Source organism: Streptomyces sp. NPDC060064 (assembly GCF_042736455.1).
Taxonomy (GTDB): Bacteria; Actinomycetota; Actinomycetes; order Streptomycetales; family Streptomycetaceae; genus Streptomyces.
On record NZ_JBHWWF010000002.1, the window covers coordinates 75,383 to 99,898 of the forward strand.

15 protein-coding genes are annotated in these 24,516 nt (G+C 72.1%); 12 read left to right on the forward strand and 3 right to left on the reverse strand.

Translation table 11 applies throughout. From position 1 onward, the window contains the following. Positions 1-67: 67 nt before the first annotated feature. Together ACFWDI_RS02670 and ACFWDI_RS02675 are read right to left on the reverse strand one after the other, a co-directional pair. The gene (locus tag ACFWDI_RS02670) at positions 68-262 is read right to left on the reverse strand and encodes an antitoxin (RefSeq protein WP_327321739.1); all 195 of its coding nucleotides are present in this window, start codon (positions 260-262) and stop codon (positions 68-70) included. Next, positions 262-513, reverse strand: a complete 252-nt coding sequence (locus tag ACFWDI_RS02675; protein WP_385300904.1) for a hypothetical protein — start codon at positions 511-513, stop codon at positions 262-264. The genes ACFWDI_RS02670 and ACFWDI_RS02675 overlap by 1 nt, the downstream gene beginning before the upstream one ends. A 170-nt stretch (positions 514-683) precedes the next feature. On the opposite strand from ACFWDI_RS02675, the gene ACFWDI_RS02680 reads away from it, so the two are divergent. The 4 genes from ACFWDI_RS02680 to ACFWDI_RS02695 all read left to right on the forward strand — a co-directional run bounded on the left by ACFWDI_RS02680 (position 684) and on the right by ACFWDI_RS02695 (position 4,752). After that, positions 684-1,640, forward strand: a complete 957-nt coding sequence (locus ACFWDI_RS02680; RefSeq protein ID WP_385300905.1) for a hypothetical protein — start codon at positions 684-686, stop codon at positions 1,638-1,640. Between the two features lie 183 nt (positions 1,641-1,823). After that, the gene (locus tag ACFWDI_RS02685) at positions 1,824-3,275 is read left to right on the forward strand and encodes an amino acid permease (RefSeq protein WP_385301221.1); all 1,452 of its coding nucleotides are present in this window, start codon (positions 1,824-1,826) and stop codon (positions 3,273-3,275) included. A 79-nt stretch (positions 3,276-3,354) separates the two neighbouring features. After that, entirely contained in the window at positions 3,355-4,269 is a 915-nt protein-coding gene (locus ACFWDI_RS02690; RefSeq protein ID WP_385300906.1) for a GNAT family N-acetyltransferase, read from the forward strand. A gap of 279 nt (positions 4,270-4,548) precedes the next feature. Further along, entirely contained in the window at positions 4,549-4,752 is a 204-nt protein-coding gene (locus ACFWDI_RS02695; RefSeq protein ID WP_326647991.1) for a cold-shock protein, read from the forward strand. Between the two features lie 140 nt (positions 4,753-4,892). Here ACFWDI_RS02695 and ACFWDI_RS02700 read toward each other — a convergent pair whose 3' ends face one another. Then, on the reverse strand, positions 4,893-5,786 hold the full coding sequence (locus ACFWDI_RS02700) for a LysR family transcriptional regulator (RefSeq protein WP_362685153.1): 894 nt from the start codon (positions 5,784-5,786) through the stop codon (positions 4,893-4,895). Positions 5,787-6,202: 416 nt separating this feature from the next. Here ACFWDI_RS02700 and ACFWDI_RS02705 point away from each other — a divergent pair, with 416 nt between their 5' ends. Genes ACFWDI_RS02705 through ACFWDI_RS02740 form a run of 8 tightly spaced genes read left to right on the forward strand, consistent with a single transcriptional unit; the run spans position 6,203 to position 24,496 of the window. Further along, positions 6,203-13,171 (forward strand): SDR family NAD(P)-dependent oxidoreductase, encoded by a 6,969-nt coding sequence (locus ACFWDI_RS02705; RefSeq protein WP_385301222.1) that lies wholly within the window; start codon positions 6,203-6,205, stop codon positions 13,169-13,171. Beyond that, positions 13,164-18,047 carry a beta-ketoacyl synthase N-terminal-like domain-containing protein gene (locus ACFWDI_RS02710; RefSeq protein ID WP_385300907.1) on the forward strand — a complete coding sequence of 1,628 codons (4,884 nt, stop codon included), beginning with the start codon at positions 13,164-13,166 and terminating at the stop codon, positions 18,045-18,047. The genes ACFWDI_RS02705 and ACFWDI_RS02710 overlap by 8 nt, the downstream gene beginning before the upstream one ends. After that, positions 18,037-18,423, forward strand: a complete 387-nt coding sequence (locus tag ACFWDI_RS02715; RefSeq protein WP_385300908.1) for a phosphopantetheine-binding protein — start codon at positions 18,037-18,039, stop codon at positions 18,421-18,423. Before ACFWDI_RS02710 ends, ACFWDI_RS02715 begins: the two co-directional genes overlap by 11 nt. 7 nt (positions 18,424-18,430) lie before the next feature. Continuing rightward, positions 18,431-19,291 carry an alpha/beta fold hydrolase gene (locus tag ACFWDI_RS02720; RefSeq protein WP_385300909.1) on the forward strand — a complete coding sequence of 287 codons (861 nt, stop codon included), beginning with the start codon at positions 18,431-18,433 and terminating at the stop codon, positions 19,289-19,291. Further along, complete coding sequence (locus ACFWDI_RS02725) at positions 19,288-20,454, forward strand: glycosyltransferase (RefSeq protein WP_385300911.1); 1,167 nt, start codon at positions 19,288-19,290, stop codon at positions 20,452-20,454. The genes ACFWDI_RS02720 and ACFWDI_RS02725 overlap by 4 nt, the downstream gene beginning before the upstream one ends. Next, positions 20,451-22,328: a class I SAM-dependent methyltransferase gene (locus tag ACFWDI_RS02730; RefSeq protein ID WP_385300912.1), complete on the forward strand. Its 1,878-nt coding sequence runs from the start codon at positions 20,451-20,453 to the stop codon at positions 22,326-22,328. The genes ACFWDI_RS02725 and ACFWDI_RS02730 overlap by 4 nt, the downstream gene beginning before the upstream one ends. A gap of 21 nt (positions 22,329-22,349) precedes the next feature. Beyond that, the gene (locus ACFWDI_RS02735; RefSeq protein WP_385300913.1) at positions 22,350-23,279 is read left to right on the forward strand and encodes a galactokinase; all 930 of its coding nucleotides are present in this window, start codon (positions 22,350-22,352) and stop codon (positions 23,277-23,279) included. 23 nt (positions 23,280-23,302) lie between these two features. Then, positions 23,303-24,496, forward strand: coding sequence for an alkaline phosphatase family protein (locus tag ACFWDI_RS02740; protein ID WP_385300914.1), 1,194 nt, complete (start codon positions 23,303-23,305; stop codon positions 24,494-24,496). Positions 24,497-24,516: the final 20 nt, after the last annotated feature.

Below are 24,516 nucleotides of genomic sequence, written 5' to 3' on the forward strand. Positions count from 1 at the left end.
CGCTGCCTCCGCCGCCCTCGTACTGAGGGCGGCGGAGGTGAACGTGTGGGGGAGTGGCTCGCCGTGGTCAGGGCTGGGGCGGGTTGTCCCGGTCCCGGTCCGTGCCGAACTGCTCCCTCATCGTGTCCTGGGCGGTGTCGACCTGGCGTCGGTGCTTGCCCTTTGTCTTGTCGTCGACGAAGTCGCCCGTCTTTTCGATGCCCTGGTCGGCCTGAGACTCATGGCCCTTGAGCATGTGCTTGATCTTGTCCATTACGGACATCAGTCATCCTCCTCGCCGCATGGCCCCCACTCCTCCAGGGTCACCGCACGTGGCCCGCTTCGCATCCGCACGGCCCCGCCACCAGGGCGCATCGTTTCCGGCGCCGCGCAGAAGTGGTCGTCGTCGACCTGCGCCGGGGTCGCCTCGTCCTGGAACGCCTCCACCAATGCAGGCGCAGGAGAGGATCCCGCGAGAAAGGCATATGCCAAACCATCCTCCGCGACATGGATCGCATCCGACTTGAATGCCATAGCGCCAATCGATTTGAAGCCAGATATTCCGGGGGATCAGTTTCGAGGCGACTTGATGTTTGAGTAGGGTGTTGACGCTGCCGGTGGATCTGTCGGATCCGGCTGAATTCGGCAGTGGCCGGAAATGTGTGTGTTGTGAGTGGTGTCCTGTGCGGGATTGGGAGGGGATCGTGGCTGCTGGCTCCTTTGAGGGGCAGTACGTGTGGCATCCGGCGGCCGACGATCGCCAGTTGGCGCGAGCATGCATTGATGTGAAGGCCGGCAGGTACCTCGGCGCACACGACGTCCTCAGGGAGGCACGTGGCGATTTCGATGTGCGGGCCCACCGGTCACTGGTGCTGGCTTCCGAGGCTGCCGACTCCGATCTGGCCGAGCGCTGGCTGGCCGAGGAGCCGAGCGCGGAGGCGGCACTGCTGTGGGCGCGCGTGGCGATGCTCCGGGCGTTACGCATGGCGGATGCCGGTGACCGACGGGCGGGCACCCTCGTGGGCATCGCCCAGACGGCGTGTGATCGAGCGGCGCAGATGCTGCCCGAGGACCCGACCCCATGGGTGGCTCAACTGGCCATGGCCCGCCTCCGCCGATACCGCGATCCCGCTCCGCAAGGGCTGCTGACAGCACCGCCGGGCCCTTGGTATCTGTTCTCCCGCATTCTCCGGCTCGACCCCTGGAACCGCGAAGCGCACCACCGTTTCCTGGCCTTCTTCTTCACCCGTCACGGCGGGTCGGCGAGCGCGAGATGGGACGTCGCCTCGTTCCTCAGCCACCGGGCGCCGGCCACCTCGGCCCTTCGGCTGCTCCCGCTGGTGGCGCTCGTCGAGGACTACGACCCGTCCGCTCTGCTGGCTGACAGCACGTGGGAGCAGTCCCAGTGGATCGCCACGGCGACGGGAAGCTACAACCACTGGTTTCCGCAGGTGGCCGACTACCGGTTCACTCCGGTGCTGGACCTGGCGTACCTCGCGCACGCGCTGTACATGGCGAAGCGCGAATTCGAGGCACGGGAAGTCTTCACGGCGATGGGCCCGTATGCCTCTCGCATGCCCTGGAGCGCGTTCGGTGAACCCGCGGAGCAGCTCACCAAAGCGAGACGCTCATGCGGACTGCCGATCCCCAATGCCGCCTGAACCGCCCTGGTGAGTTTACGGACTTCCAGGGTGCACGATGAAATATTCCTTTCAGCGCAATCACCCCCCATCAGCCCTATCAGAAAGGCTGCGATTGTGTCCGAGCGCACATATCTATCTCGCTCGAAAACCCGTCACGACGAAACGTCTGTCACCCTCGATGACGACGCGACGCTGCATGCCATGGGATATCCGCGGAAACTTACCCGCCGATTCCGTGCATTCGACAATTTCGCGATCTCCTTCACGATCATCAACATCATCTCCGGGATCTTTTCCGCATTCGGGTTCGGAATGGGTGCCGGTGGGCCGCGGATTCTCGTCTTCGGCTGGATCGGCGTGTCGATCATGGTGCTGTTCGTCGGTGCGGCCATGGGCGAAATCGCCTCCGCCTACCCGACCAGCGGCGCGTTGTACTTCTCCGCGGGCAAGCTCGCCAAGCGTCATCGCGGCGCATGGTCCTGGTACACGGGCTGGCTGAACTTCGTCGGTCAGGTGGGCGGCACCGCCGCCACCAACTACGCCGCCGCCACCTTCATCCAGGCGTTCATCGCGATGCAGTGGCCCTCCTACGAGGCGACAGCGCAGCAGACGGTCGGCATCGCAGCGGTGATCCTGCTGCTCCAGGCGCTGGCCAATACGTATACGGTGCAGCTCGTCGCCCTGGTGAACCGGATCTCCGTATGGTGGCTGCTGATCGGCATGGTGGTGATCGTCACCTCGCTGATCGTGATACCCACGCACCATCAGCCGGCGTCGTTCATGACCCACTTCGTCAATAACACCGGTTTCAGCAATGGCATGTACGCGGCAATGCTTGGTCTGCTCGTCACCAGCTGGACGTTCACCGGCTTCGACGGCAGCTTCCATATGTCCGAAGAGACCGTGAAGGCAACTGTCAACGCGCCGAAGGGCATTATGCGTGCGATCGCCTACTCGGCGATCACCGGACTGATCCTCATGCTCGCACTGGTGTACGCGATCCGTGATTATGCCGATACGGCGAGTGCGTCAGCGCCGCCGGTGCAGATTCTCGTCGACGCACTCGGCACGGGCACGGCCAAGCTGCTCCTGTTGATCGTGATCGGTGCCATGCTGTTTTGCGGTCTGGCCAACATGACCAGCAATACCCGCCAGATCTTCGCGTTCTCCCGCGACGGGGCGATGCCCGGCTCCCGTTGGTGGCATTCGGTGTCCTCCCGTACGCGCACACCGGTCAAGGCCGTATGGCTCGCCGCGGTCTGCCCCATGGTGCTGGTACTGCCCGGCTGGTGGTCCCACACCGCCTTCACCGCCATCGTGAGCGTCAATGTCGTCGGGCTCTTCCTCGCCTACGGCGTGCCGATCTTCCTCCGGCTGCGACTGGACGACTTCGAGCCCGGCCCGTGGAACCTGGGTCGTTACGGCAAGCTCGTCGCGGGTATCGCCGTGACCTGGATCGTGATCAGTAGTGTGCTGTTCATGCTGCCGCAGGTCTCACCGATCACCGCCGACTCGTTCAACTACGCACCGATCGCACTGGGAGTGGTGCTGCTCATCGCCACCGTGTGGTGGTTCGCCACCGCCCGCCGGCGGTTCCACGGGCCTGTCAGCTACGGCAGCCCCGACGAAGTGGCTGCCATGGACCTGATCTGACCCGCAACGCACCAGTCACAGCACCGGCAGACCGCCCGCGCGGCCGCGCCGGCCCCATCGGAAGGGACGAACAGCAGGTATGCACCCCCTCGGCGAAACCCCTCAGCCGCCCTCCACCAGCGAGGCCCCGACTCCCGCCGCCCCGGGCGCCGACGGACTCACCGTCACCGGCGCCTCGCTGGACGAATGGCATCAGGTGGTTGAGTGGGCCGCCGAGGAAGGGTGGAATCCCGGCCGCGACGACGTGACTTCCTTCCACCCCACCGATCCCGCCGGGTTCTTCATCGGCCGCCTGGGCACCCGGCCGGTCTCGGCGATCTCGATCGTCAACTACTCGGAGCAGTTCGCCTTCCTCGGTTACTACCTGGTCCACCCCGACCACCGCCGTCAGGGGTTGGGCCTGGCCACCTGGCAGGCCGCCTTCCCGCACGCCGGAACCCGAACCATCGGCCTGGACGCCGTACCCGCCCAGACCGCCACCTACCAACGTGCCGGGTTCACCGCCGCCAACGACACCGTCCGCCACGGCGGCCGCCCCGAGCGGTCCGGCACCCCGGCAGCGGGAGCCGTGCCCGTCACCTCGGCCCATCTCGACGCGATCGCCGCCTACGACCGGCAGTGCTTCCCGGCCGAACGGCGCCCCTTCCTCACCCGCTGGCTGACCGCCGACGGCCACACCGCGTACGTATACCTGCGCGACGGCCGGATCGCCGGTTACGGAGTGATCAGGCCCGCCCGTGACGGCCATCGCATCGGCCCCCTCTTCGCCGACACCCCTCAGGGTGCCGAAGCGCTCTTCGACACCCTCATCGGGCACCTCGGCCCGGACGAGGAGGTCTCCATCGACATTCCCGAACCGCAGCAGGCCGCCGGTGCCCTGGCCAAGGCCCGCGGCCTCACACCCCGCTTCCAGACCGTGCGGATGTACACCGGCCACGTCCCTGACACCTGGGTGGCGCGCACCTATGGCGTCACCAGTCTCGAACTGGGATAGCACCGCTTCCGGACGACGGCCGGCGGGTCCCGGTGGGCGCCACACCGGGACCTCGCGCCGCTTTCGTGGGCGGCATCCCGCAACGACTTGATCGTTGTTGTGGCCCTACAGCCACTTGTCCGTGTAGCGTCGCGTTCAGCTGTCATGGTTCCGAAGTACCGGTCGCCCGTGAGCGCGAGTTCACGGGCGTTTTGCTGTTCAGAGTCTCTGAGGGCCAGGGCGATCACCTCCGGATCCCGCACGGTGCGGGAACCGACTACGAGTCCCCTTGGAGGACAAATGGCCAGCGGAACCGTCAAGTGGTTCAACTCGGAAAAGGGCTTCGGCTTCATCGAGCAGGACGGTGGAGGCCCGGACGTCTTCGCCCACTACTCGAACATCGCCACCTCGGGCTTCCGTGAGCTCCAGGAGGGCCAGAAGGTGACGTTCGACGTCACGCAGGGCCAGAAGGGCCCGCAGGCGGAGAACATCCTCCCCGCCTAGTTCAACCGGACGATGCGCCCGCACCCGCGACAGGGTGCGGGCGCATCGTGCCTGCCGCCATGAGCAGAGCCCTCAGGACAGCGCAGGGCCCCTCAGGGCAGGGCAGGGGCCGATACCCGGCGGGCACCGTCCCGGTCGGCTCACCTCGCGGGCTCCCGCACAGGCGCGTTGTGGCGTGCGTGCGAGAGGAAGGCGCGGGCGGCGCGGCTGAGTGGGCCGCGCGGATGCACTATGCCGACGGCGCGCAGCAGCGGCGGAGTGAAGGAACGGACCTCCACGCGGTGGCCGAAGGCCCGTAACACCATGTCCCGGTACCAGATCAGCGAGCCGCGCCCGTCCGTCACGCTGGTCACCCAGGCCAGCCGTTCATCCACTTCCACCACGGTCACGGGGCGCACGCCGAGGCGGCCGAACATCGCCTCGAGCTCCGTGCGCCGGCCTGTGCCCGGGGTCGGCAGCACCATCCGCAGTCCACCCAGCATCCGGAACGGCATCGGGTCGGGCAGCCCTGATCCGGGCGGGGAGATGAGCACGACCTCGCGGTCCTGGAGGTGGTGCGTGGAGAGTTCCTTGTCGACGGGGAGATCGACCAGGCCGAGCTCCGCCGAGCCGTCGATCAGTGCCCGCACGAGCGCCTCGCGGCTGTCGTGCTGGCGGAGGCGTACGTCGATGCCGTGGTGGCTTTCGGTGAAGGACGGCACCAGATCGGCGGCCAGGTCGAGGGAGAGGGTCGGGGTGGCAGCCAGGGTCAGCGTGCCGCGTGAACTGCCCGCGTGCGCCGGACCGATGTCCTCGATCGCCTCCACCGAGTCGAGGACTGTCCGGGCCAGGCGCACGACACGCGAGCCCTCGGGGGTGAGGGTGGCCGCTCTGCCCCTGCGGTCCAGCAGTTCCACACCCAGATCGCGTTCCAAGGACTGGATCGAGCGGGAGAGGGCCGGCTGGGCGATATAGACGGAGCAGGCCGCGGCGGTGATGGAGCGGCAGTCCGCGACGGCTACGAGATAGCGCAGCTGTTGCAGTGTGGGGGTCATGAGCGGACGTTAGCGGCCGGGCCTTGCGGGTGTAAGGGGCACCAGGGGGAACAAGTGTCCATTCGGCCAAGGGAGTTGAGCCGTGGCCGACAGCAGCCCATACCTCTGTGGCATGGGTGGCTGATGTGCGTTGACAGTGCCCGCCTACCGCCGCACCATTCAACGCGGCATGGCGGTTACTGACGGGTTATTCCTCCTGTGACACCCGTACACCCCCGGTACGTCGTCATCCGAGCGTCACGGCTGCGGCCGTGGCCGTGGTGCCGTGCACCCAGCGGCCGTGAAGCAATGCGCCTCTGCTCCCCCGCCCGGCCCTGCTCGGAACCCAAGGAGAGCCCGTGACCTCTCAGCACACCCGGCACTCCCGCCGGGATCTCGTCGTGGTGGTCAGCCCGTTCGAGGAGCCCCGTCCCCGGATGGTCGCGGCCGCGGAACGTGCCGGCGCGCTGGGCCTGCTCGACCTCGGCAGGGACCGCGACCGGGCGCGCAGCGCGCTTGCCGGGCTTCACGGGTCGTACGGAGTGCGGGTGCCGGCCGGATGCCCGCTCACGCCGGACGAACTGCCCGACGCCGTGGACACCGTGCTGCTCACCGAAGCCTGGTGGCGGACCGGAACGGGCGACTGGGCGGCCGGCGGCCGGCGCCGGGTGTGGGCCGAGGTCGTCAGCCCCGCCGAAGCCGCTGCCGCGGTCGCCGCCGGAGCGGCCGGAATCGTCGCCAAAGGACATGAGGCCGGCGGCCGGGTCGGCGAACTGACCACATTCGTACTGCTGCAACGCCTGCTCGCCGATCCGGGGTTGACGGTCCCGGTCCATGCGGCCGGCGGTATCGGGCCCCACACGGCCGCCGCCGCGGTCGCCGGCGGCGCCGCCGGCGTCGTACTCGACACGCAGCTCGCACTCACCACCGAGGGCGCGGACGGTCTGCCCCGCGCGGTCGCGGCCGCGATCCGTGCCATGGACGGCAGCGAAACCACCCTCGTCGCGGGTCACCGTGTCTACACCCGCCCGGATCTCGCACCACCGGAAGGGGACATCGCCGAGGTGCTCGGCGCCGGGGATCTGCACACCCAGCCGCTGCCCATCGGCCAGGACGGGGCGAGCGCCGCCCGGCTCGCCGCGTGCCACCGTACGACCGGCTCTGTCGTGCAGGCCGTACGGGCGGCCATCACCGACCACCTCGAAGCGGCCGTACGGGCCCGTCCGCTCCAGCCGCGCCCCGGCGCAGACCGGTTGCCGGCGGAAGAGCGCGTGACAGAGCGCCCGCCCGGGGGCGAGCGCCCGCCCGGGGACGAGCGTCCGCCCGTGGTCCAAGGACCCATGACCCGGGTCAGCGACCGGCCCGCGTTCGCCTCCGCCGTGGCCGACGCCGGTGGACTGCCCTTTCTCGCCCTGGCCGTGATGGACGGCCGCGAGGTACGCGAACTGCTCACCGAAACCGCCGAGCGCCTGGCCGGCCGGCCCTGGGGCGTCGGACTGCTCGGCTTCGCCCCGGACGAACTGCGCCGCGAACAGCTCGCGGCCGTCGCCGAAGTGCGCCCGCCGTACGCGATCATCGCCGGTGGCCGCCCCGCCCAGGCCGCCCCGCTCGAAGCCGCCGGAACCAGGACCTATCTGCACGTACCCTCACCGGGACTTCTGGAGCAATTCCTCGCCGAGGGAGCACGACGGTTCGTCTTCGAAGGGCTCGAGTGCGGCGGCCACATCGGCCCGCGTGCCGCCTTCCCGCTCTGGGAGGAGCAGATCGAGCGGCTGCTCTCCTGCCCCCACCCCGCAGAACTCGACGTGCTCTTCGCCGGCGGCATCCATGACGAGCGCTCCGCGGCGATGGCCGCTGCCGCCGCCGGGCCGCTGGCCGAGCGCGGCGCCCGGACCGGCGTACTCATGGGCACCGCCTACCTGTTCACCGAGGAGGCCGTCGCCGCCGGTGCCGTACTGCCGGGCTTTCAGCGGGCAGCGCTCGACTGCGACACCACCACACTGCTCCGCACCGCGCCCGGGCACGCGACACGCTGCGCCGCCACACCGTACGCCGATACGTTCACCGCCACCGCGCAGCGGCTGCGGCAGGACGGCGCGAGCCCGAACGAGGTCTGGGAGGAGCTGGAGAAACTCAACCTCGGGCGGCTGCGTATCGCCAGCAAGGGCCTGCGCCACACCGCTGCGGGACCCGTTCCGGTGGACGAGGACGAACAGCGCGGCGAGGGACTGTACATGCTCGGCCAGATCGCCGGCGCACGCACTGACACGACCACGGTCGCCGCCCTGCACGCCCAGGTGACCGATGGCGCGACGGCACTGCTCGCCGAGCGCGCCGAACAGCTCCGGGGTCTTTCGGCCGAGCCCGCTCCGCACGAAGAAGCCCCGCTCGACATCGCGGTCGTCGGCATGGCATGCCGCTACCCCGGCGCCGGCGACCTCGCCGGGTACTGGGCGAACATCGTCGCCGGGACCGACTCCGTGGGCGAAGTGCCCGCCGACCGCTGGGACCCGGCCGCCCACTACGACCCCGACCCGGCACGGGCAGGGGAGCGGACTCCGTCCCGGTGGGGCGGCTTCCTGCCGCCCGCACCGTTCGACGCGCTCAGCCACGGCATCGCCCCGGCCTCGCTCGGCAGCATCGAACCGGTACAGCTGCTCGCCCTCGACGTCTCCGCCCGGGCCCTCGCAGACGCCGGTTACGCCAGGGAGCGGCAGTTCGACCGCTCCCGGACCTCAGTCGTCTTCGGCGCCGAAGCCGGCACCGACCTCGCCGGCGCCTACGGCTTCCGTGCCCTCCACTCCGGCTACCTCGGTGAGCTGCCGCCCGAACTGGACGCCCAACTGCCGCGGCTGACCGAGGACTCCTTCCCAGGAGTCCTCGCGAATGTCATCGCCGGACGCGTCGCGAACCGCCTCGACCTCGGCGGCGCCAACTGCACGATCGACGCCGCCTGCGCCTCCTCGCTCGCCGCCCTCGACCTGGCCTGCAAGCAACTGCGCGACGGCGACAGCGACATGGTGCTGTGCGGCGGCGCCGATGTGCACAACGGCATCAACGACTACCTGATGTTCGCCTCCGTACGCGCACTGTCGCCCACCGGCCGGTGCCGGCCCTTCGACGCGGCCGCCGACGGCATCGCACTCGGCGAGGGAGTCGCCTGCCTCGTCCTCAAACGCCTCGCTGAGGCCGAACGCGACGGCGACCGTATCTACGCCGTCGTCAAGGCCGTTGGCGCATCCAGCGACGGACGCTCGCTCGGCCTCACCGCACCGCGCCCCGAAGGACAGCGGCGCGCCCTGGAACGTGCCTACCGGCGGGCCGGGATCGCGCCCGCCGAGATCGGTCTCGTGGAAGCACACGGCACGGGCACCGTCGTGGGCGACAGCACCGAACTGACCGTCCTCACCGAGGTCTTCGGCGGCGGTGGCGGCCCGGGCTTCTGCTCGCTCGGCTCGGTCAAGTCGCAGCTCGGCCATACGAAGTGTGCGGCGGGCCTGGCCGGGCTCATCAAGGCGGTCCGGGCCGTGCACTCCGGCGTACGGCCGCCGACTCTGCACCTGACCAGCCCCAACCCCGACTGGCGGCCGGACAGCAGCCCCTTCTTCTTCGACACGGAGGCCAGACCGTGGGCCGCGCCCGCCGGACGGCGGCTCGCCGCGGTCAGCGCCTTCGGCTTCGGCGGCACCAACTACCACGCCGTTCTCGCCGGGTACGCGGATGCCGGCGAGCCCGCGCACGGGCTGGACTCCTGGCCCGCCGAGCTGTTCTGCTTCCGCGGCGCCGGCCGCAAGGCCGCGCTGCGCGCCATCGACCGCCTCGCCGCCAGGCTGGAACAGAACGACGCGGCGGGACGTCCCTGGCCGCTGCGCGACCTCGCTGCCGAGGCTGCCGACGCTTCCGCGGGCTCCGGGGGCTCCGCGGATGAGGGCCGGGCCCAGGTCCCCGTCCAGGTCGCGGTCGTCGCCACCAGCCTGGACGACCTGGCCGAAAAGCTGGACCGGGCCCGGGAGTTCGTCTCCGGCGACGGTGTTCACGCAGCCGATGACACGGGCGCCCCCGGCCGGATGGCCTTCCTCTTCCCGGGTCAGGGCAGTCAGCGCCCGGGCATGCTGAGCGATCTCTTCATCGCGTTCCCGCGCCTGCGGACGCTGCTGTACGACGCGGATCCGCGCCGTGTCGCCGCGATGTTCCCGCCCGCCGCCTTCACCTCCGAGGAGCGAGCCGCCCAGCGCGCCGCCGTCACCGACACCCGGACCGCCCAGCCCGCCCTCGGCCTCGCCGGCGCCGCCGCGCATCTGCTGCTCACGTCGCTGGGAGTACGCCCTGACTGCACGGCCGGGCATTCCTACGGCGAACTGGTCGCCCTCTGGGCGGCCGGTGCGTACGACACCGAGACCCTCCTGCGGCTCAGCGACCGCCGTGCCGAGGCGATTCTGGCCGCCGCCGGGGACGACCCCGGAGCGATGGCCGCAGTGCCGTCGGCCCCGGACGGCATACCCGAGCTGCCGGCCGGATGTGTCGTCGCCAACCACAACGCGCCCCGGCAGAGCGTCATATCGGGCCCGACCCCGGCGGTCGAGGCCGCGATTGCCGCGTTGCGCGAGGCGGGTATCGCGGCCGAACGCATCCCGGTGGCCTGCGCCTTCCACAGCGAAGTCGTCGCCGGTGGAGCCGGTGCGCTGGCCGCCGAACTGACCGGCACGGCCGTGACCGCGCCCGCCGTCCCGGTCTGGTCCAACACCACCGCGCGCCCGTACCCCGCCGACCCGGCGGCCGTCCGGGAACTGCTGGCCCGTCAGCTCGCCGAGCCCGTGCGTTTCGTCGAACAGATCGAGGCCATGTACGCGGCCGGTGTGCGCACCTTCGTCGAGGCCGGCCCCGGCCGGGTGCTCACCGGCCTGGTCGGCCGCATCCTGGGCGACCGGCCGCACAACGCCGTCCCCCTCGACGTCCAGGGTGAGAACGGTCTGAACCGCCTGGTCACCGCGCTCGCCGAACTCGCCGTGGCGGGCGTGCCGATCGACCTCGAGCCACTGTTCGCGGGCCGTACGGTGGCGCTGCCCGCCGAGCCGCCGCGGCGCGCCGGATGGCTGGTGGACGGCCATCTCGTACGGACCGCGGACGGCGAGCCCGTGGCGGGCGGGCTGCGCCCGGCCCGGCGGGTGGCGGTGGCCCGTCCGGTGGCGGCGGTGGACCGGCGGGAGGACGCCGTACTGGAGTATCTGCGCGGAGCGCGGGAACTGGTGGCCGCGCAACGGGACGTTCTGCTGGGCTACTTGGGGGTGGGCGGGCCATCGGCAACGCCATCGGCGCTGCCGACCGCGCCGGAGCCCGAGTCGTACGCCACCGTGCCGACCGAGCACTCCGGGCCGACCGAGCACGGGGGGCCGCAGCCCGTGGCCGACCCGGCCGTCACACAGCCCCTGACGCCCAATCAACTCATGGACGCGGTACTGGAGATCGTCCACGTCCGCACCGGCTACCCGCGGGAGATGCTCGACCCCGGCCTCGACCTGGAGGCCGACCTTTCGGTGGACTCCATCAAGCGGGTGGAGATCATCGGTGCGCTCGCCGACCGGATCGGGCTGCCGCAAGGCGCGGACGGCCCGGCGGAATCGGCGGTGGAGGAACTCGCGCGGCTGAAGACCATCAGCGGAATCGTCGACTGGATCGTCGCGCGTGGCACGACCACTGATCCGGCAGTGGATGCGATGACGGATGCGATGACGGATCCGGGGGTGGTCCCGGGCCTGGTCCCGGCCACGGGTGCGGGCCTTGGCGCAGGACGGTCTGCGGGCGGCGACCGGCCCCCGGACGCGGTGCAGGATCCGGCCACGGGCCGGGCGCCGAGCCCGGTCACCGAACAGAGCCCCGCCCGGCCCGCGCGGCTCCTGGTCGAGGTCACGCCCGTGGGTCCGCCCGCGACCCGCGACCCCGCCGACGTACTGCCCGGCCGGCGGTTCGCCGTCGTCGACGACGGACTCGGGGTCGCTGTCGCTCTCGCCGCGGCGCTCGAGGCCCGGGGCGCCGAGGTACGTACCGTCCACCAGGACCGCCTGGCCGACGCCGCAGGATCCGACGCCGACGGTGTCGTGGACCTCAGCGCGCTGCGGCCCGCCCCTGCCCCCGTGCTTCCGGAAGCCTTCGCCGCACTGCGCGAGACCCTGATCGCGGGAACCCGCCGACTGCTGCTCGTCACCGGCTGCGGCGGAGCGTTCGGCCGAACCGCGCAGTCACCGGACGCACCCGACGCACCGGGCTCCCCGGGTTCCGCCGACCCGGACCCGATCCCCGGCGCCGGACTCTACGGATTCGCCCGTACCGCCGCGATCGAATACCCCGGCACCCAGATACGCGCCGTGGACGTCGACCCCAAGGACCGTCCCGAGCGGATCGCCGCACATCTGATCGCCGAACTGTGCGCGCCCGAGGAGCCGGTGGCCGTCGGGTACACCAACGGCACCCGCAACACGCTGCGTACCGTCCCCGCTCCCCTCACCGACACCGCACCGGCGCCACAGCTCCCGTTCGGCCGCGAAGCTGTCGTACTGCTCACCGGCGGAGCCCGCGGCATCACCGCTCGTACGGCCATCGCCCTCGCAGTTGCCACCGGCTGCCACATCGAACTCATCGGCCGCACCCCGCCCCCCGACGCCGCCGAGGACCCGGCCGTCGCCCACGCCCACGACCGGGTCGCGCTGCGCGCGGCTCTCGTCAGTCAGGGCCTGCGCACCCCCGCCGAGATCGAGGCGGCAGCGTCCCGCATCCTGGCCGCACGCGAGATCCGCGCGACCCTCGCCGCCCTCAACGGCGTTGCCGCCTCCGTGCGCTATCACGCGGCCGACGTCACCGACTCCGATGCCGTACGAGCCGTCATGGATGACATACGCACACGTCACGGCCGCCTCGACGGGATCGTGCACGGCGCCGGAACCATCCAGGACAAGCTGCTCAGCGACAAGGACCCGGCCTCCTTCGCGCGGGTGTTCGCCACCAAGGTCGACGGCGCCCGGCACCTCGCCGACGCCGCCGCCGACCACGGCGACGCCCCCGCACCGGCCTTCCTCGCCCTCTTCGGCAGCGTCGCCGGTGTCTTCGGGAACCGCGGTCAGGCCGACTACGCGGCCGCCAACGACGCCCTGGACACACTCGCCGCCACCCCCGCCTGGTCGCGCCGTTTCCCCGGCCGCGTCGTCGCCGTCGACTGGGGCCCCTGGGCGGCCGAGGCCGGCGGAATGGTGACGCCGGAGCTGGAACGGATGTACGCGAGCCGCGGCATCCCGCTCATCGACCCGGCCGAAGGCACGGCCGCGTTCCTCGCCGAGCTGGCGCGCGGCACCGGGGGCCAGGTCGTACTCCTCGCGGAAGAGAGCTCTGTGCCGGGCGAGGCCCGCCGTGGCTGACGCGCGGGGCGGCCCACGCCCGGCCGACGCCGCCATCGTCGGCATGGGCGCCGTCTTCCCCGGCGCCGCCGACCTGGCCGCCTACCGGACCAACCTGTTCGCGGGCACGGACGCCATCACCGACGTACCGCCCGGTCGCTGGGACCCCGAGGTCTACTACGACCCGCACGGCGCCGAAGGAACCGCCCGCAGCGACCGCTTCTACTGCCGGCGCGGCGGTTTCATCGACGGCCTCGCCGCCTTCGACCCGACCCGCTTCGGCATCATGCCCGCCGCCGTGGCCGGGGCAGAGCCCGACCAGCTGCTCGCGCTGCGCGTCATCGCCGAGGCCGTGGCCGATGCCGGAGGCGAGGAGCGGCTGCCCGCCGACCGCTCCAGGATCGGGGTCATCCTCGGCCGCGGCGGGTTCATGGGCGTCGCCACCGCCCGCCTCGACCAGCGCGTGCGCACCGCCCACCAACTCGCGGCGACCCTGCGCGAACTCGCCCCCGAGCTGGGCGAGGACCGGATCACGGCCGTCCGTGAGGCCTTCCAGGCCGGCCTCGGCCCGGAACGGCCGGAGGCATCCATCGGCCTCGTCCCCAGCTTCACCGCCGCGCGTACCGCCAATCGCCTCGACTTCCGCGGCCCCGCCTACACTCTCGACGCCGCCTGTGCCTCCTCCCTGCTGGCCGTCGAGCAGGCGGCCGCCCTGCTGGCGGGCGGCAGCTGCGATCTGGTGGTGGCCGGGGCGGTGCACCACTGCCATATCGCCACCCTGTGGAGCGTCTTCACCCAACTGCGAGCGCTGAGCCCGAGCCAGCACATCCGCCCCTTCGACCGGCGCGCCGACGGCACGCTGCTGTCCGAAGGCACCGGCGTCGTCCTCCTCAAGCGCCTGGCCGACGCCGAACGCGACGGCGACCGCGTCTACGCCGTCGTACGAGGAGTCGGCGTGGCCGGTGACGGCCGGGCGGCGAGCCTGATGAGCCCCTTGGTGGACGGCCAGGTGCGCGCCCTGGCCCAGGCCTGGGCGCGGTCCGGTCTCGACCCGGCCGCGCCCGACGCACTCGGCCTGCTGGAGGCTCACGGCACCGGGACGCCGGTCGGCGACGAGGCCGAACTCGCGACCCTGGCCCGGGTCTTCGGTCCTCCCGCGGCGGGCGTCGAACCGGTCGCGATGGGCTCGGTGAAGTCGATGCTCGGCCACACCATGCAGGCCTCCGGGATGGCCGGGCTGATCAAGGCCGCGCTCGCCGTGCACGACGGGATCCTGCCGCCGACCCTCCATCTCGACGACCCGCACGAGGACTTCGCCCGTACGCGTATGCGCCCGGTGACGGAGGCGGAGCCCTGGGAGCGGGGGAGGGCACCGCGTCGGGCGGGCGTGAATGCGTTCGGCTTCGGCGGGATCAATGCGCATGTGGTGCTGGAGGAGGCGCCCGGGGCCCCGGCGTCGGCTGCCGCCCCCGGACGACGGCGCGACCGGTATGCGGCGCAGCGTGTCGCCGAGCCGGTTTCCCGGGGCCCCGGGAGATCCGGGGGCCGGGCCGGCCAGGAGAGGGTCCCGCCGGCCCCGGACGAGCAGCGCGCACCGGCGGCCGCCTCCGAGGCAGGGGAAGCCACGATGACTCTGCTTGCCGCCGCGTCCTCAGGCGAACTTGCGCGCCTGGTCCAGGAGTTGTCGGCCTCGAGCCAGGTCCCTGCGGCGCCGCGGTCCGACGGCCCCTGCCGCCTCGCCGTCCTCGGACTCACACCCAAGCGCCGGGCTCTTGCAGCGGCGGTCGTCGCCAGAGGGAAGCCGTGGCGCGGCCGCGGCGGCGTCTGGTTCACTCCAAGTCCGCTCCTCGGGCGCGGTGCCGGCCGACTGGCGTTCCTCTTCCCGGGCCTGGAACCGGACTTCACCCCCTGCGTCGACGACGTCGCCGACCGCTTCGGACTGCCGAGACCCGCCCTGACAGGCGGCGGCACGCTGGTGGAACGGGCGGTCGACGCCATAGCCGTCGGACGGCTCTTCGCCCGCGTCCTCCCCGAACTCGGCATCGAGGCGGACCTCCTGGCCGGGCACAGCCTCGGCGAGTGGACCGCCATGGTGGTCGCCGGGATGTACCCGCAGCGCGCCGTCGACACCTTCCTCGACTCGCTGCGGCCGGGCGATCTCGACGTTCCCGATCTGGTGTACGCAGCACTCGGCTGCGGTGCGCGCCAGGCCGCCGACGCGCTGCGCGGGCTGGACCGAGTCGCCGTCAGCCATGACAACTGCCCGCACCAGTCGGTGCTGTGCGGCGAGCCCGGTCCGGTGGCCGAAGCGCTGACCCGGCTGGCCGCCGAGGGTGTGCTCGCCCAGGAGCTGCCCTTTCGATCGGGCTTCCATACGCCGATGTGGGCGCCGTATCTCGACCAGGTGTGCGCCGCGTTCGCCGCGCTGCCACTGCGTCCCCAGACCGTGCCCGTCTGGTCGGCGACCACGGGCACCGCGTATCCGGAGCCCGAGCACGAAGTCCGGGAGGTGGTGCTGCGCCACCTTCTGGAGCCGGTGCGCTTCCGGGAGCTGACGGCGCGGCTGTACGCGGAGGGCGTACGGGCCTTCGTCCAGATGGGTCCTGGCAGCCTCCCCGGTTTCGTCGGGGACACCTTGCACGGCCGGGCGCACCTCGCGGTCTCGGCGGGCGCGGCCCGCGGCGGCAGCGGCCTTGACCAACTGCGGCGGCTGTCTGCGGCGTTGTGGACGGAGGGGCTGAATCCGCGCTGGGAGCGGCTGAGGGAGCACGAGCCGCCTGCGCCCGCAGTGCGGGCCTGGGCGGTTCCCGCGCCGGCTTCTGCTGATGCCGCCCCCGTCCCGCCGGCCGCGCTCGCACCACCCGACAGGCGCACGGCCGACGCGCAGAGCCTCGTACGGCTCGACGGTGCCGCAACCGTCGAGCCGGCGGCGCACGCCGCGCCTGTCGCCTCCGCGCACGGTCTGGTACGGCTCGATCTCGGCTCCCCGCTGGTGAGCATGGGCGGCGCCGTGCCCGCGCTGCACCTGGGCGGTCCGACCCGCCCGACCCGGTCACCCGGCGCCGGTCATCCTGCGCTGCTGTCGGCCCTGGACGCCGTACTGGAGGAGACAGAGGGCGCGGCACGCACCGTTGTCGAAGCCAGCCGGGCAGCGGCCCCCGCCGTGGCACCGAGTGCCCGCCAGTCCTCGGCGGCGTACGCGCCCGGGGTCGCAGCCCCGCCCGCTGTCGGGGTCCCCGCCCCGCCCGCCGCGAGAACCAGCTCTCGGCAGCAAGCCGCACCGGCCGTCTCCCGCGTCCCGGCCGCCCCCGCACCGCCCCCTCCCCACCGCACCCGGCGTCGGCTCTCTCTCGAGACCATGCCGTACGTCCTTGACCACTGCGTCTATCTCCAGCCCGACACCTGGCCCGAGCCCTCCGACCGCTTCCCGGTCGTCCCCATGACCACGCTGCTCGAGCTGGCCGCCGACGCCGCACGCCAATCCGTGCCCGGACGGGTGGTAGCCGGCTTCGACGACGTAAGGGCCCTGCGCTGGCTGCCCGTCGCTCCGCCCGTCGATGCGGACATCACCGCGACACCCGCCACCGACGGCAGCGACCGGGTACGCGTCGAGATAGGCGGGTGCGCGACCGTCACCGTCGTGCTCGCCGACCGGCACACCGCCCGCCCCGCTCCCGACCCCGCCCCACTCACCGGCGAAGGACCACCGCCCGTCAGCGCCGAAGCCCTCTACCGCGACCGATGGATGTTCCACGGGCCCGGCTTCGCCGGTGTGCACGAAGTGACCGCCGTCGCCGAGGACGGTATCCGCGGGCTGCTGCGCGCCCTGCCCGCGCCGGGCGCGCTGCTGGATGCCGCCGGGCAACTGCTCGGGCACTGGATGCAGTTGCGCCTCACCGTCGACCGGCTGGTCTTCCCGGCGTCGCTGGAGCGGGTCCGCCTGTACGGACCAGCACCCCGCGACGGCGAACTCCTGCGCGCCACCGCCCGTATCCGGGCCGTGCGGCCGGGCTCCGTACGGGGCGACGTGGAGCTCACCTCCGCCGACGGCACACTCTGGGCCCGCCTGGAAGGCTGGACGTACCGGCGCTTCGCCGCCGACGAGCGGGTGTGGCCGATGAAGTTCACCCCCGAGATCTGCGGTATCGGCGAGCCTCAGCCCGGCGGCTGGTGCCTGGCGCGGCGCCGCTGGACCGACCCCGCCTCGCAGGAGCTGGTGATGCGGCGCTATCTGGGCGCCGCCGAGCGCGCGGTGTACGAGCAGCGCCCGCCGCGGGCCCGCGCGGCCTGGCTGCTCGGGCGGATCGCCGCGAAGGACGCGGTGCGCCAGCTCCTGTGGGACGACGGCGCGGGGCCGCTCTTCCCCGTGGAGATCCCGGTCGGCAACGACGAACACGGCCGCCCCCGCGCGGAAGGCCCGCTCGCCGCCGGAATCCGGCTCTCCCTGTCCCACAAGGACCGGCTGGCTGTCGCGTACGCCCATCCCGCCCAGGCTGTTGGCATCGACATCGAGGCCGTCACCGACGACCCCGGCGCACTGAGCCGTATCGCGCTCACCTCCGACGAGCGGCGACTCGCCGGGCAACTCGCCGCGCGGGAAGGGTCCGGCCTCGCGCAGGCGCTCACCACACTCTGGTGCGCCAAGGAAGCCGCCGCCAAGGCGGAGGGCACGGGCCTGGGCGGACGTCTGCGGCAGTGGACCGTCACCGACGGATTCACCGGGCTCCGTGTGACCTCTCCCGAGGGCCGTAGCCACACCGTTCGGATCAGCACGGTCCACGACCGGCCGGGCCGGGACGCCCCACCCGAGGTCTTCGTCGTCGCGTGGACCGTCCCGGCCCGCACTCCCGCCCGCTCAGTCACCCCCACCCCGACGGAGGCCAGCCATGGCATCTGACCCCACGGCCGAACGCATACTCGCCGAGATCACCGCCATGCTCGTCGAGACGGTCGGCGACGAGTTCCTCCTCGCGGACGAGGTCACGTTGGAGACCACGTTCAACGAGGACCTGGCGCTGGAGAGCATCGAGTTCGTCGCACTCGCCGAGCTGCTCCAGCAGCGGTACGGCACAGCGGTGGACCTGATCGCGTTCCTGGCCGAGAAGGACATGGAGGAGATCCTGGCCATGACGGTCGGCGACCTCGTGTCCCATATCGCCGACACACCGACGCCGGCTCCCACACCGACGCCGGCTCCCACGCCCACGTCGGCTCCCACGCCCACGCACGCCCCGACGGCCGCTCCCGCTCCGGCCCCGGCCCCCGCCGCCTGAACCCGCCATGGCCGAAGTCCTCGCCAACTCCCTCCGCTTCCACGTCCACCGGCTGCCCGGCGGTGACGTGAGCCGTACAACGGGCACGACCGTCGTCTTCCTCCACGGTCTGGTCGTCGACAACCTCTCCAGCTTCTACGCCACCCTCGCCGTCCCCGCCGCGCGAGCCGGCCACGACGTCGTCCTCTACGACCTGCGCGGCCACGGCCGCACCGATCGACCCCCCACCGGTTACGACATCGGCACCGCCGTACGGGACCTGACCGCCCTGCTCACCGCCCTGGGCCTCGACGAACGCCCCGTACACCTCGTAGGCAACAGCTACGGCGGCACGATCGCGCTGCACACCGCACTCGCGCGCCCCGACCTCGTCGCCGGGCTCATCCTGGTCGAGGCCCCGCTGAACGGTCCCTGGATCGAGAACATGCTCGACACACTGTCCGTCGCAGCCCTCGCCCTCGAAGGCAGCCAGGTGCCGCAGGAACTCTCCTCACTCGGTGCGCGCAAGGCCGCCCGGCTCACCGCCACGGCCGACGAACTCCTCAACCGCACCACCTTGATCGACGACATCGCGGCGAGCCGGCCGTTCACGCCGGCTGACTTCGCCCGGGTGCGCTGCCCGGTGCTGGCCGTCTGCGGCGAGCACTCCGAACTCGTCCCGGGTGCCCGCGAACTGTCCCACCACGCGCCCAACTGCACCGTCCGTATCATCCCGGGCCTGGGCCACGACGTGCTCCAGGGCGGCACCGACGAGCTCCGGCGTGCGGTGCTCGACCGACTGGCCGAAGCCGCAAGGCCGCGCTCTGAAGGCGCCGAGCGCGACCGGCGCTCCGGGTGCTCCGAGCGCGCCCAGGCGGTGGTCGTATGAAGGCCCTGTTCGTCGTCCCGCCGCTCGCCGGGCACATCAACCCCACCGTCGCCGTCGCCGCCGAGCTGTCAGCGCGCGGTCACCGGGTGGCCTGGACGGGCCCCGCCGAAGTGCTGCCCCGACTCCTGCCGACGGGCGCCGCGCTGTTTCCCTCCGGCGACCGCGCCGGGCCCGCGGCCTACGGTTCGCTGCACGCGCACTGGCGCGATCTGCGCGGCGTCGCCGCCCTGCGCTTCCTCTGGGAGGAGGCGCTCATCCCGCTCGCCCACGCGATGCTGCCGGGTGTCGATGCGGCGGTCGACGCGTACGCCCCCGATCTGCTCGTCGTCGACCAGCAGGCCTTCGCAGGCGCGGTGATCGCGCAGCGGCGCGGGCTGCCGTGGGTGACGTCGGCGACGACGTCGGCCGAATTCACCCGGCCCTTCGCCGGCTTCCCCAGAGTGGGGGAGTGGGTGGCGGAGCGGATCGCCGGTCTGCTCGCCGACTCCGGCACACCGGGCGGCTGGGACCCGCGTTACTCGGACCGCCTGGTCCTGGTCTTCTCCACGCTCGAACTGGTCGGCGCGGACGAGCCGTACCCCGGGCACTACGCCTTCGTCGGCCCCGCAATGAGCCCCCGCCCCTCGGACGGCTCGGCCTTTCCGTGGCGGCGGCTCGATCCCGTACGACGGCGGGTCCTGGTATCGCTCGGCACGCTCAACCGCGAGGCCGGCGGCCGCTTCTACGCCGCGGTGCTGCAGGCCGCCGAACGGCTCGCCGACCGTGTGCAGCTGATCCTGGCCGCGCCCAGGGACGTGGTCGGCGAAGTACCGGATCATGTCCTGCTCCTGGAACACGTTCCCCAGCTCCAGCTGTTGCCCCACCTCGACGCCGTCGTCTGCCACGGCGGCCACAACACGGTCTGCGAGGCACTCGCGCACGGCCTGCCCCTGGTCGTCGCCCCGATCCGCGACGACCAGCCGATCGTCGCTCAGCAGGTCGCTGCGGCAGGGGCCGGGATCCGGGTCCGCTTCGGCCGGGCCCGCGCGGACGAACTCCATGCCGCACTCGACGCCGCACTCGACGACCCCGCCCACCGCCGGGCTGCCCGCCGCATCCAGGCCTCGTTCGCCGCGGCCGGCGGTGCCTCGGCCTCGGCCGACCAGTTGGAGAAACTGATATGACGCCGTTCCCGACTGACCTCCCATGGGCCGCTATCGTCGCACTGGCCGGGCTCACCGCGGGCACCGTGCGCGCTCGCCGCAGGCTGCGCGCCGTACCCGTCCTGGAACCGGCCTCCCCCACCCACACCGCACCGACTATGGGCCGCTGGCACCTGATCAGCGCCCGCGGAGTCGAGGTCGACGACGCCACGGTGCGCGCCGCCGTCGCCCACGCCGAACGGACCGGCCTGCAGGTACTCGACCTGGTTCCCGCCCGCCTCGACACGGAACGCGCTCTGAGCCTGCTCCGGATCCTCGACCTCAGCGCCGCCCGCTACAACCGCACGGCCGACGGCCGCGGCGCGGGACACGCCCTGCTGATCGCCGAGGACGTCCGGCGCCGGGCCGGCGTGGAGTGCGACACCGGCCCCGACTCGTGTCCCGGCCCCGCCGAACTGCACACCCTCCTACGGCGGTTGAAGCCGTACGCCCCCGCCGCCACCGGCGTCGCCATCGCCCCCGGCCTGGCCGCGCCGGCTCCCGACCCCGCCCGCCGTGCCGCGGAACTGCGCGCCCAAGGGCTGCCCCCGGGCCTGCTGACCGTTGCTCAACTGGCCGGTCTCGCCCTGCTCGTCCGGGCGGCCGTCGCGGACGGCGGCTGGGGGGCCGCGGCCGCCGCGCTGTACTGGCTGCAGCCCGCCCTGATCCTCGGCGGCCCGCGCACCCCGCTGCGCCCGGCCGACCTGATCCGCGCCACCGCGGCGCGGCCCCTGTACTCGCTCGGCGCCGCTCTGCGTACGGCCTCGAGCGACCGCTCCGGACCGGCCGGAACGTCTCCCGAGCTGGAGGCGCTGCGCCCCGCCTATGCCGCCGAACTCAAGGCCGGAACCGACCGGTTCTTCGAGCCCCGTCGCGACGACTGCCCCTGGTGCGGCTCCACCCGGCTCTCGGTGCGTATCCGCGTACCCGATCTGCTCCAGGGCAAGCCGGGCCGTTTCACCCTCGAACAGTGCGGCGAGTGCGGACACGTCTTCCAGAACCCCCGCCTCTCCCTGGACGGCCTCGACTTCTACTACCGCGACTTCTACGAGGGCCTGGGCGTCGGAGGCGCGGCCCAGGTGTTCGGCACGATGGGCCGCTCGTACCGCGCCCGCGCCGCCATGCTGAAGCCGTTCGGGACGCCCACCGCCTGGCTCGACGTGGGCACCGGGCACGGTCACTTCTGCGACAGCGCGCGCGACATCTGGCCAGGCACCCGCTTCGACGGTCTGGACATGAGCGCCGCCGTACGTGAGGCGGAGGCACGCGGCTGGGTCGGCACCGCCCACCAGGGCCAGTTCCCCGATCTCGCCGCCGGGCTCGTCCACCGCTACGACACCGTCAGCATGTACCACTATCTGGAGCACACCCGCGAGCCGCTCGCCGAACTCGACGCGGCCGCCGCCGTGCTGGCTCCCGGCGGGCACCTGCTCATCGAGCTGCCGGACCCCGAATCACGGCTCGCCCGCCTCCTCGGCCCGCACTGGCTGCCCTGGTTCCAGCCCCAGCACCAGCACCTCATCCCGATCGCCAATCTCCGGCAGGCACTGGCCGACCGCGGATTCACCGTCCTGGCGGAGGAGCACGGCGCGGCCCACCAGTCCTGCGATTTCGTCGGTGCCGTCCTCCTCACCGCGAACCGGCTCGCCCCTCACCCGTACGCCCCCTGGGGACCGGGCACCGCGACCCGCACCCGGCGGGTGGTCCGCACCGTCGTGCACACCGCGGCGCTGCCGTGCTTCGCCGTCGCGGCAGCCCTCGACGGAGTGCGTGCGGCAGTGGCCCGCGCCACCGAAGGGGGCAATGCCTACCGCCTGCTGGCCCGCAGGACGCCGGCGGCTCACGAGACGGGGTGACGGACGGAGATGAGTACGACCATGAGCACGGACACGAGCGCGGCCACGAGCACGGACATGAGCACGGCCACGAGCACGCTGGACATCGCCCGCCGCCACACCGCCGACCCGCTCTTCCGGCTGGTTGCCTATGCCCTCGAATCGGCGCACGAACGCCCCCCGGCCACGGTGTGGAGCGCCCCGCACGCCTTCCATCTGGGCTCGCCCCGCGTCGTCGCCGCGGCCGGCTGGCCCGTGGCAGCGGCCGCGGCCCCGCGCGAGGACGGCCTGGTACGGCTGAGCTCCCTCGCCCACCCCGCGCAGAGCTGCGAACTCCCGCTCACCGGACCGCCATTGTCCCACCCCGACTGGGCCGCCCGCAGCTACGCCCTGCTGCGCGCCATGGCCCGCGCCGGATACGGCCGTGGCGGCATCGACCTGCACATCCACTCCACGCTGACCGCGGCGGCCGGACTCTCGAGCACGGAGCCGCTGGAGTGCGCCGTGGCGCTCGCGGTCGCCGATCTGCACGCCGGCGGCACCGGACCGCGACCGCCGCGCGGCCGACTCGCCGCCCTCGCCCGGGCAGCGGCGCCCGCCGGTGACGAAGCCCTGAGGCAGGCCGTGCTCTTCGCACGCCCCGGCAGGGCTCTGCTGCTCGACAACGGGCGCCGACGGCGTATCCCCTTCGACCCGCCCGAACACGGGGCGAAGCTGATGCTCCTGGTGACACGCGGCGAGGGACCCGGCGCCGCTGACATCCGGCGCGCGCTGGACACCGCTCGGCGCGCAGGTGCACTCGCCGCCTGGCGGCCCGGACGAGAGCCGGGGCGCAGTGCCCTGGTGCTGTTGCCGCAGGACCGGCTGACGACCCTCCGTACCACCGTGGCCGAGGAGTTCCGCAGCCGCGGACGGCCCGTACCCCGCTTCCTGAACATCGCCGTGGCGGGCGCGGCCCGCCGCGAGGAGTGAGAGGAACAAGGAGGAACACCCTCATGGAGCCAAGAGCCCTACCGGAACGGTCATCGCACGGCAGCAGCACCAGCAGGCGGCGCACTGCTGCCGCCGGCATCTTCAGCACGCTCTGTCTGGTCGCCACCCTCGGCGCGGCCGACTCGCATGCCGCAGCGCCGAAGGCGGCCGCCGCGCTGCCCGGTTACGACCACGTCATCGTCGTCGTCTTCGAGAACAAGCAGTACGGCGAGATCATCGGCAGCTCCAACGCGCCCTACATCAACCTGCTCGCGAACGCCGGCGCCAGTCTGACCGGCATGAAGGCGCTGACCCACCCCAGCCAGCCGAACTACTTCAACCTCTTCTCCGGCAGCACCCAGGGCATCACGGGCGACGGCTGCTACACACCGCAGTCCATGAGCGCCGCCAACCTCGGACAGGAACTGATCGCCGCCGGCAAGACCTTCGCCACCTACAACGAGGACCTGCCGAGCGAGGGCTCCACCGCCTGCACGAACGGTCAGTACGCGCAGAAGCACAACCCCTGGTTCGCCTTCAAGAACGTGCCTCTCAACACCGGCAAGACCTGGGCGCAGTTCCCGAAGAGCGACTTCACCCAGCTGCCGCACCTGTCGTTCGTCGTCCCGAACCAGTGCAGTGACATGCACTCCTGCTCGGTCGGCACCGGAGACACATGGGTGAAGAACAACCTCGACGCCTACGCCCAGTGGGCCAAGGCCAACAACAGTCTGCTGGTGCTCACTTGGGACGAGGACAACTACCTCGGCTCCAACCGGATCGCCACAGTCTTCTCCGGGGCCAAGGTCAAGCAGGGCACGTTCAGCGGCGCGTACAACCACTACAACCTGCTGCGCACCTTCGAGGACCTGTTCGGCACCACCCACGCCGGCAACGCGGCGAGCGCGACCCCCGTCACCGAGGTCTTCGGCGACGGCACTCCGCCGCCAGGAGGGGATCTGAGCGTGGCCAACCCCGGTGCGCAGACGTGCAAGTTCAACCAGAGCTGCACCATCCAGATCACCGCGACCGGCGGCAGGACGCCGCTCAAGTACAGCGCCGCCGGACTTCCGTTCGGCCTGTCCATCGACACCTCGACCGGCCGTATCACCGGAAAACCCTGGCAGACCGGCACCGTCCGGATCACCGCCACCGCCACCGACTCCACCGCGGCCTCTGCCGGCGCCACCTTCCCCCTGACCGTCAACTGGTTCTGAGCACCGGTCTTCTGGCGAAC

Excerpts from the sequence above, each read along its gene's own strand:
- ACFWDI_RS02715 (WP_385300908.1), top strand. The coding sequence starts at position 18,037 with ATGGCATCTGACCCCACGGCCGAACGCATACTCGCCGAGATCACCGCC.
- ACFWDI_RS02675 (WP_385300904.1), bottom strand. The coding sequence starts at position 513 with ATGGCATTCAAGTCGGATGCGATCCATGTCGCGGAGGATGGTTTGGCA.
- ACFWDI_RS02725 (WP_385300911.1), top strand. The coding sequence starts at position 19,288 with ATGAAGGCCCTGTTCGTCGTCCCGCCGCTCGCCGGGCACATCAACCCC.
- ACFWDI_RS02730 (WP_385300912.1), top strand. The coding sequence starts at position 20,451 with ATGACGCCGTTCCCGACTGACCTCCCATGGGCCGCTATCGTCGCACTG.
- ACFWDI_RS02720 (WP_385300909.1), top strand. The coding sequence starts at position 18,431 with ATGGCCGAAGTCCTCGCCAACTCCCTCCGCTTCCACGTCCACCGGCTG.
- ACFWDI_RS02695 (WP_326647991.1), top strand. The coding sequence starts at position 4,549 with ATGGCCAGCGGAACCGTCAAGTGGTTCAACTCGGAAAAGGGCTTCGGC.
- ACFWDI_RS02690 (WP_385300906.1), top strand. The coding sequence starts at position 3,355 with ATGCACCCCCTCGGCGAAACCCCTCAGCCGCCCTCCACCAGCGAGGCC.
- ACFWDI_RS02705 (WP_385301222.1), top strand. The coding sequence starts at position 6,203 with ATGGTCGCGGCCGCGGAACGTGCCGGCGCGCTGGGCCTGCTCGACCTC.
- ACFWDI_RS02735 (WP_385300913.1), top strand. The coding sequence starts at position 22,350 with ATGAGCACGGACACGAGCGCGGCCACGAGCACGGACATGAGCACGGCC.
- ACFWDI_RS02700 (WP_362685153.1), bottom strand. The coding sequence starts at position 5,786 with ATGACCCCCACACTGCAACAGCTGCGCTATCTCGTAGCCGTCGCGGAC.
- ACFWDI_RS02685 (WP_385301221.1), top strand. The coding sequence starts at position 1,824 with ATGGGATATCCGCGGAAACTTACCCGCCGATTCCGTGCATTCGACAAT.
- ACFWDI_RS02740 (WP_385300914.1), top strand. The coding sequence starts at position 23,303 with ATGGAGCCAAGAGCCCTACCGGAACGGTCATCGCACGGCAGCAGCACC.
- ACFWDI_RS02670 (WP_327321739.1), bottom strand. The coding sequence starts at position 262 with ATGTCCGTAATGGACAAGATCAAGCACATGCTCAAGGGCCATGAGTCT.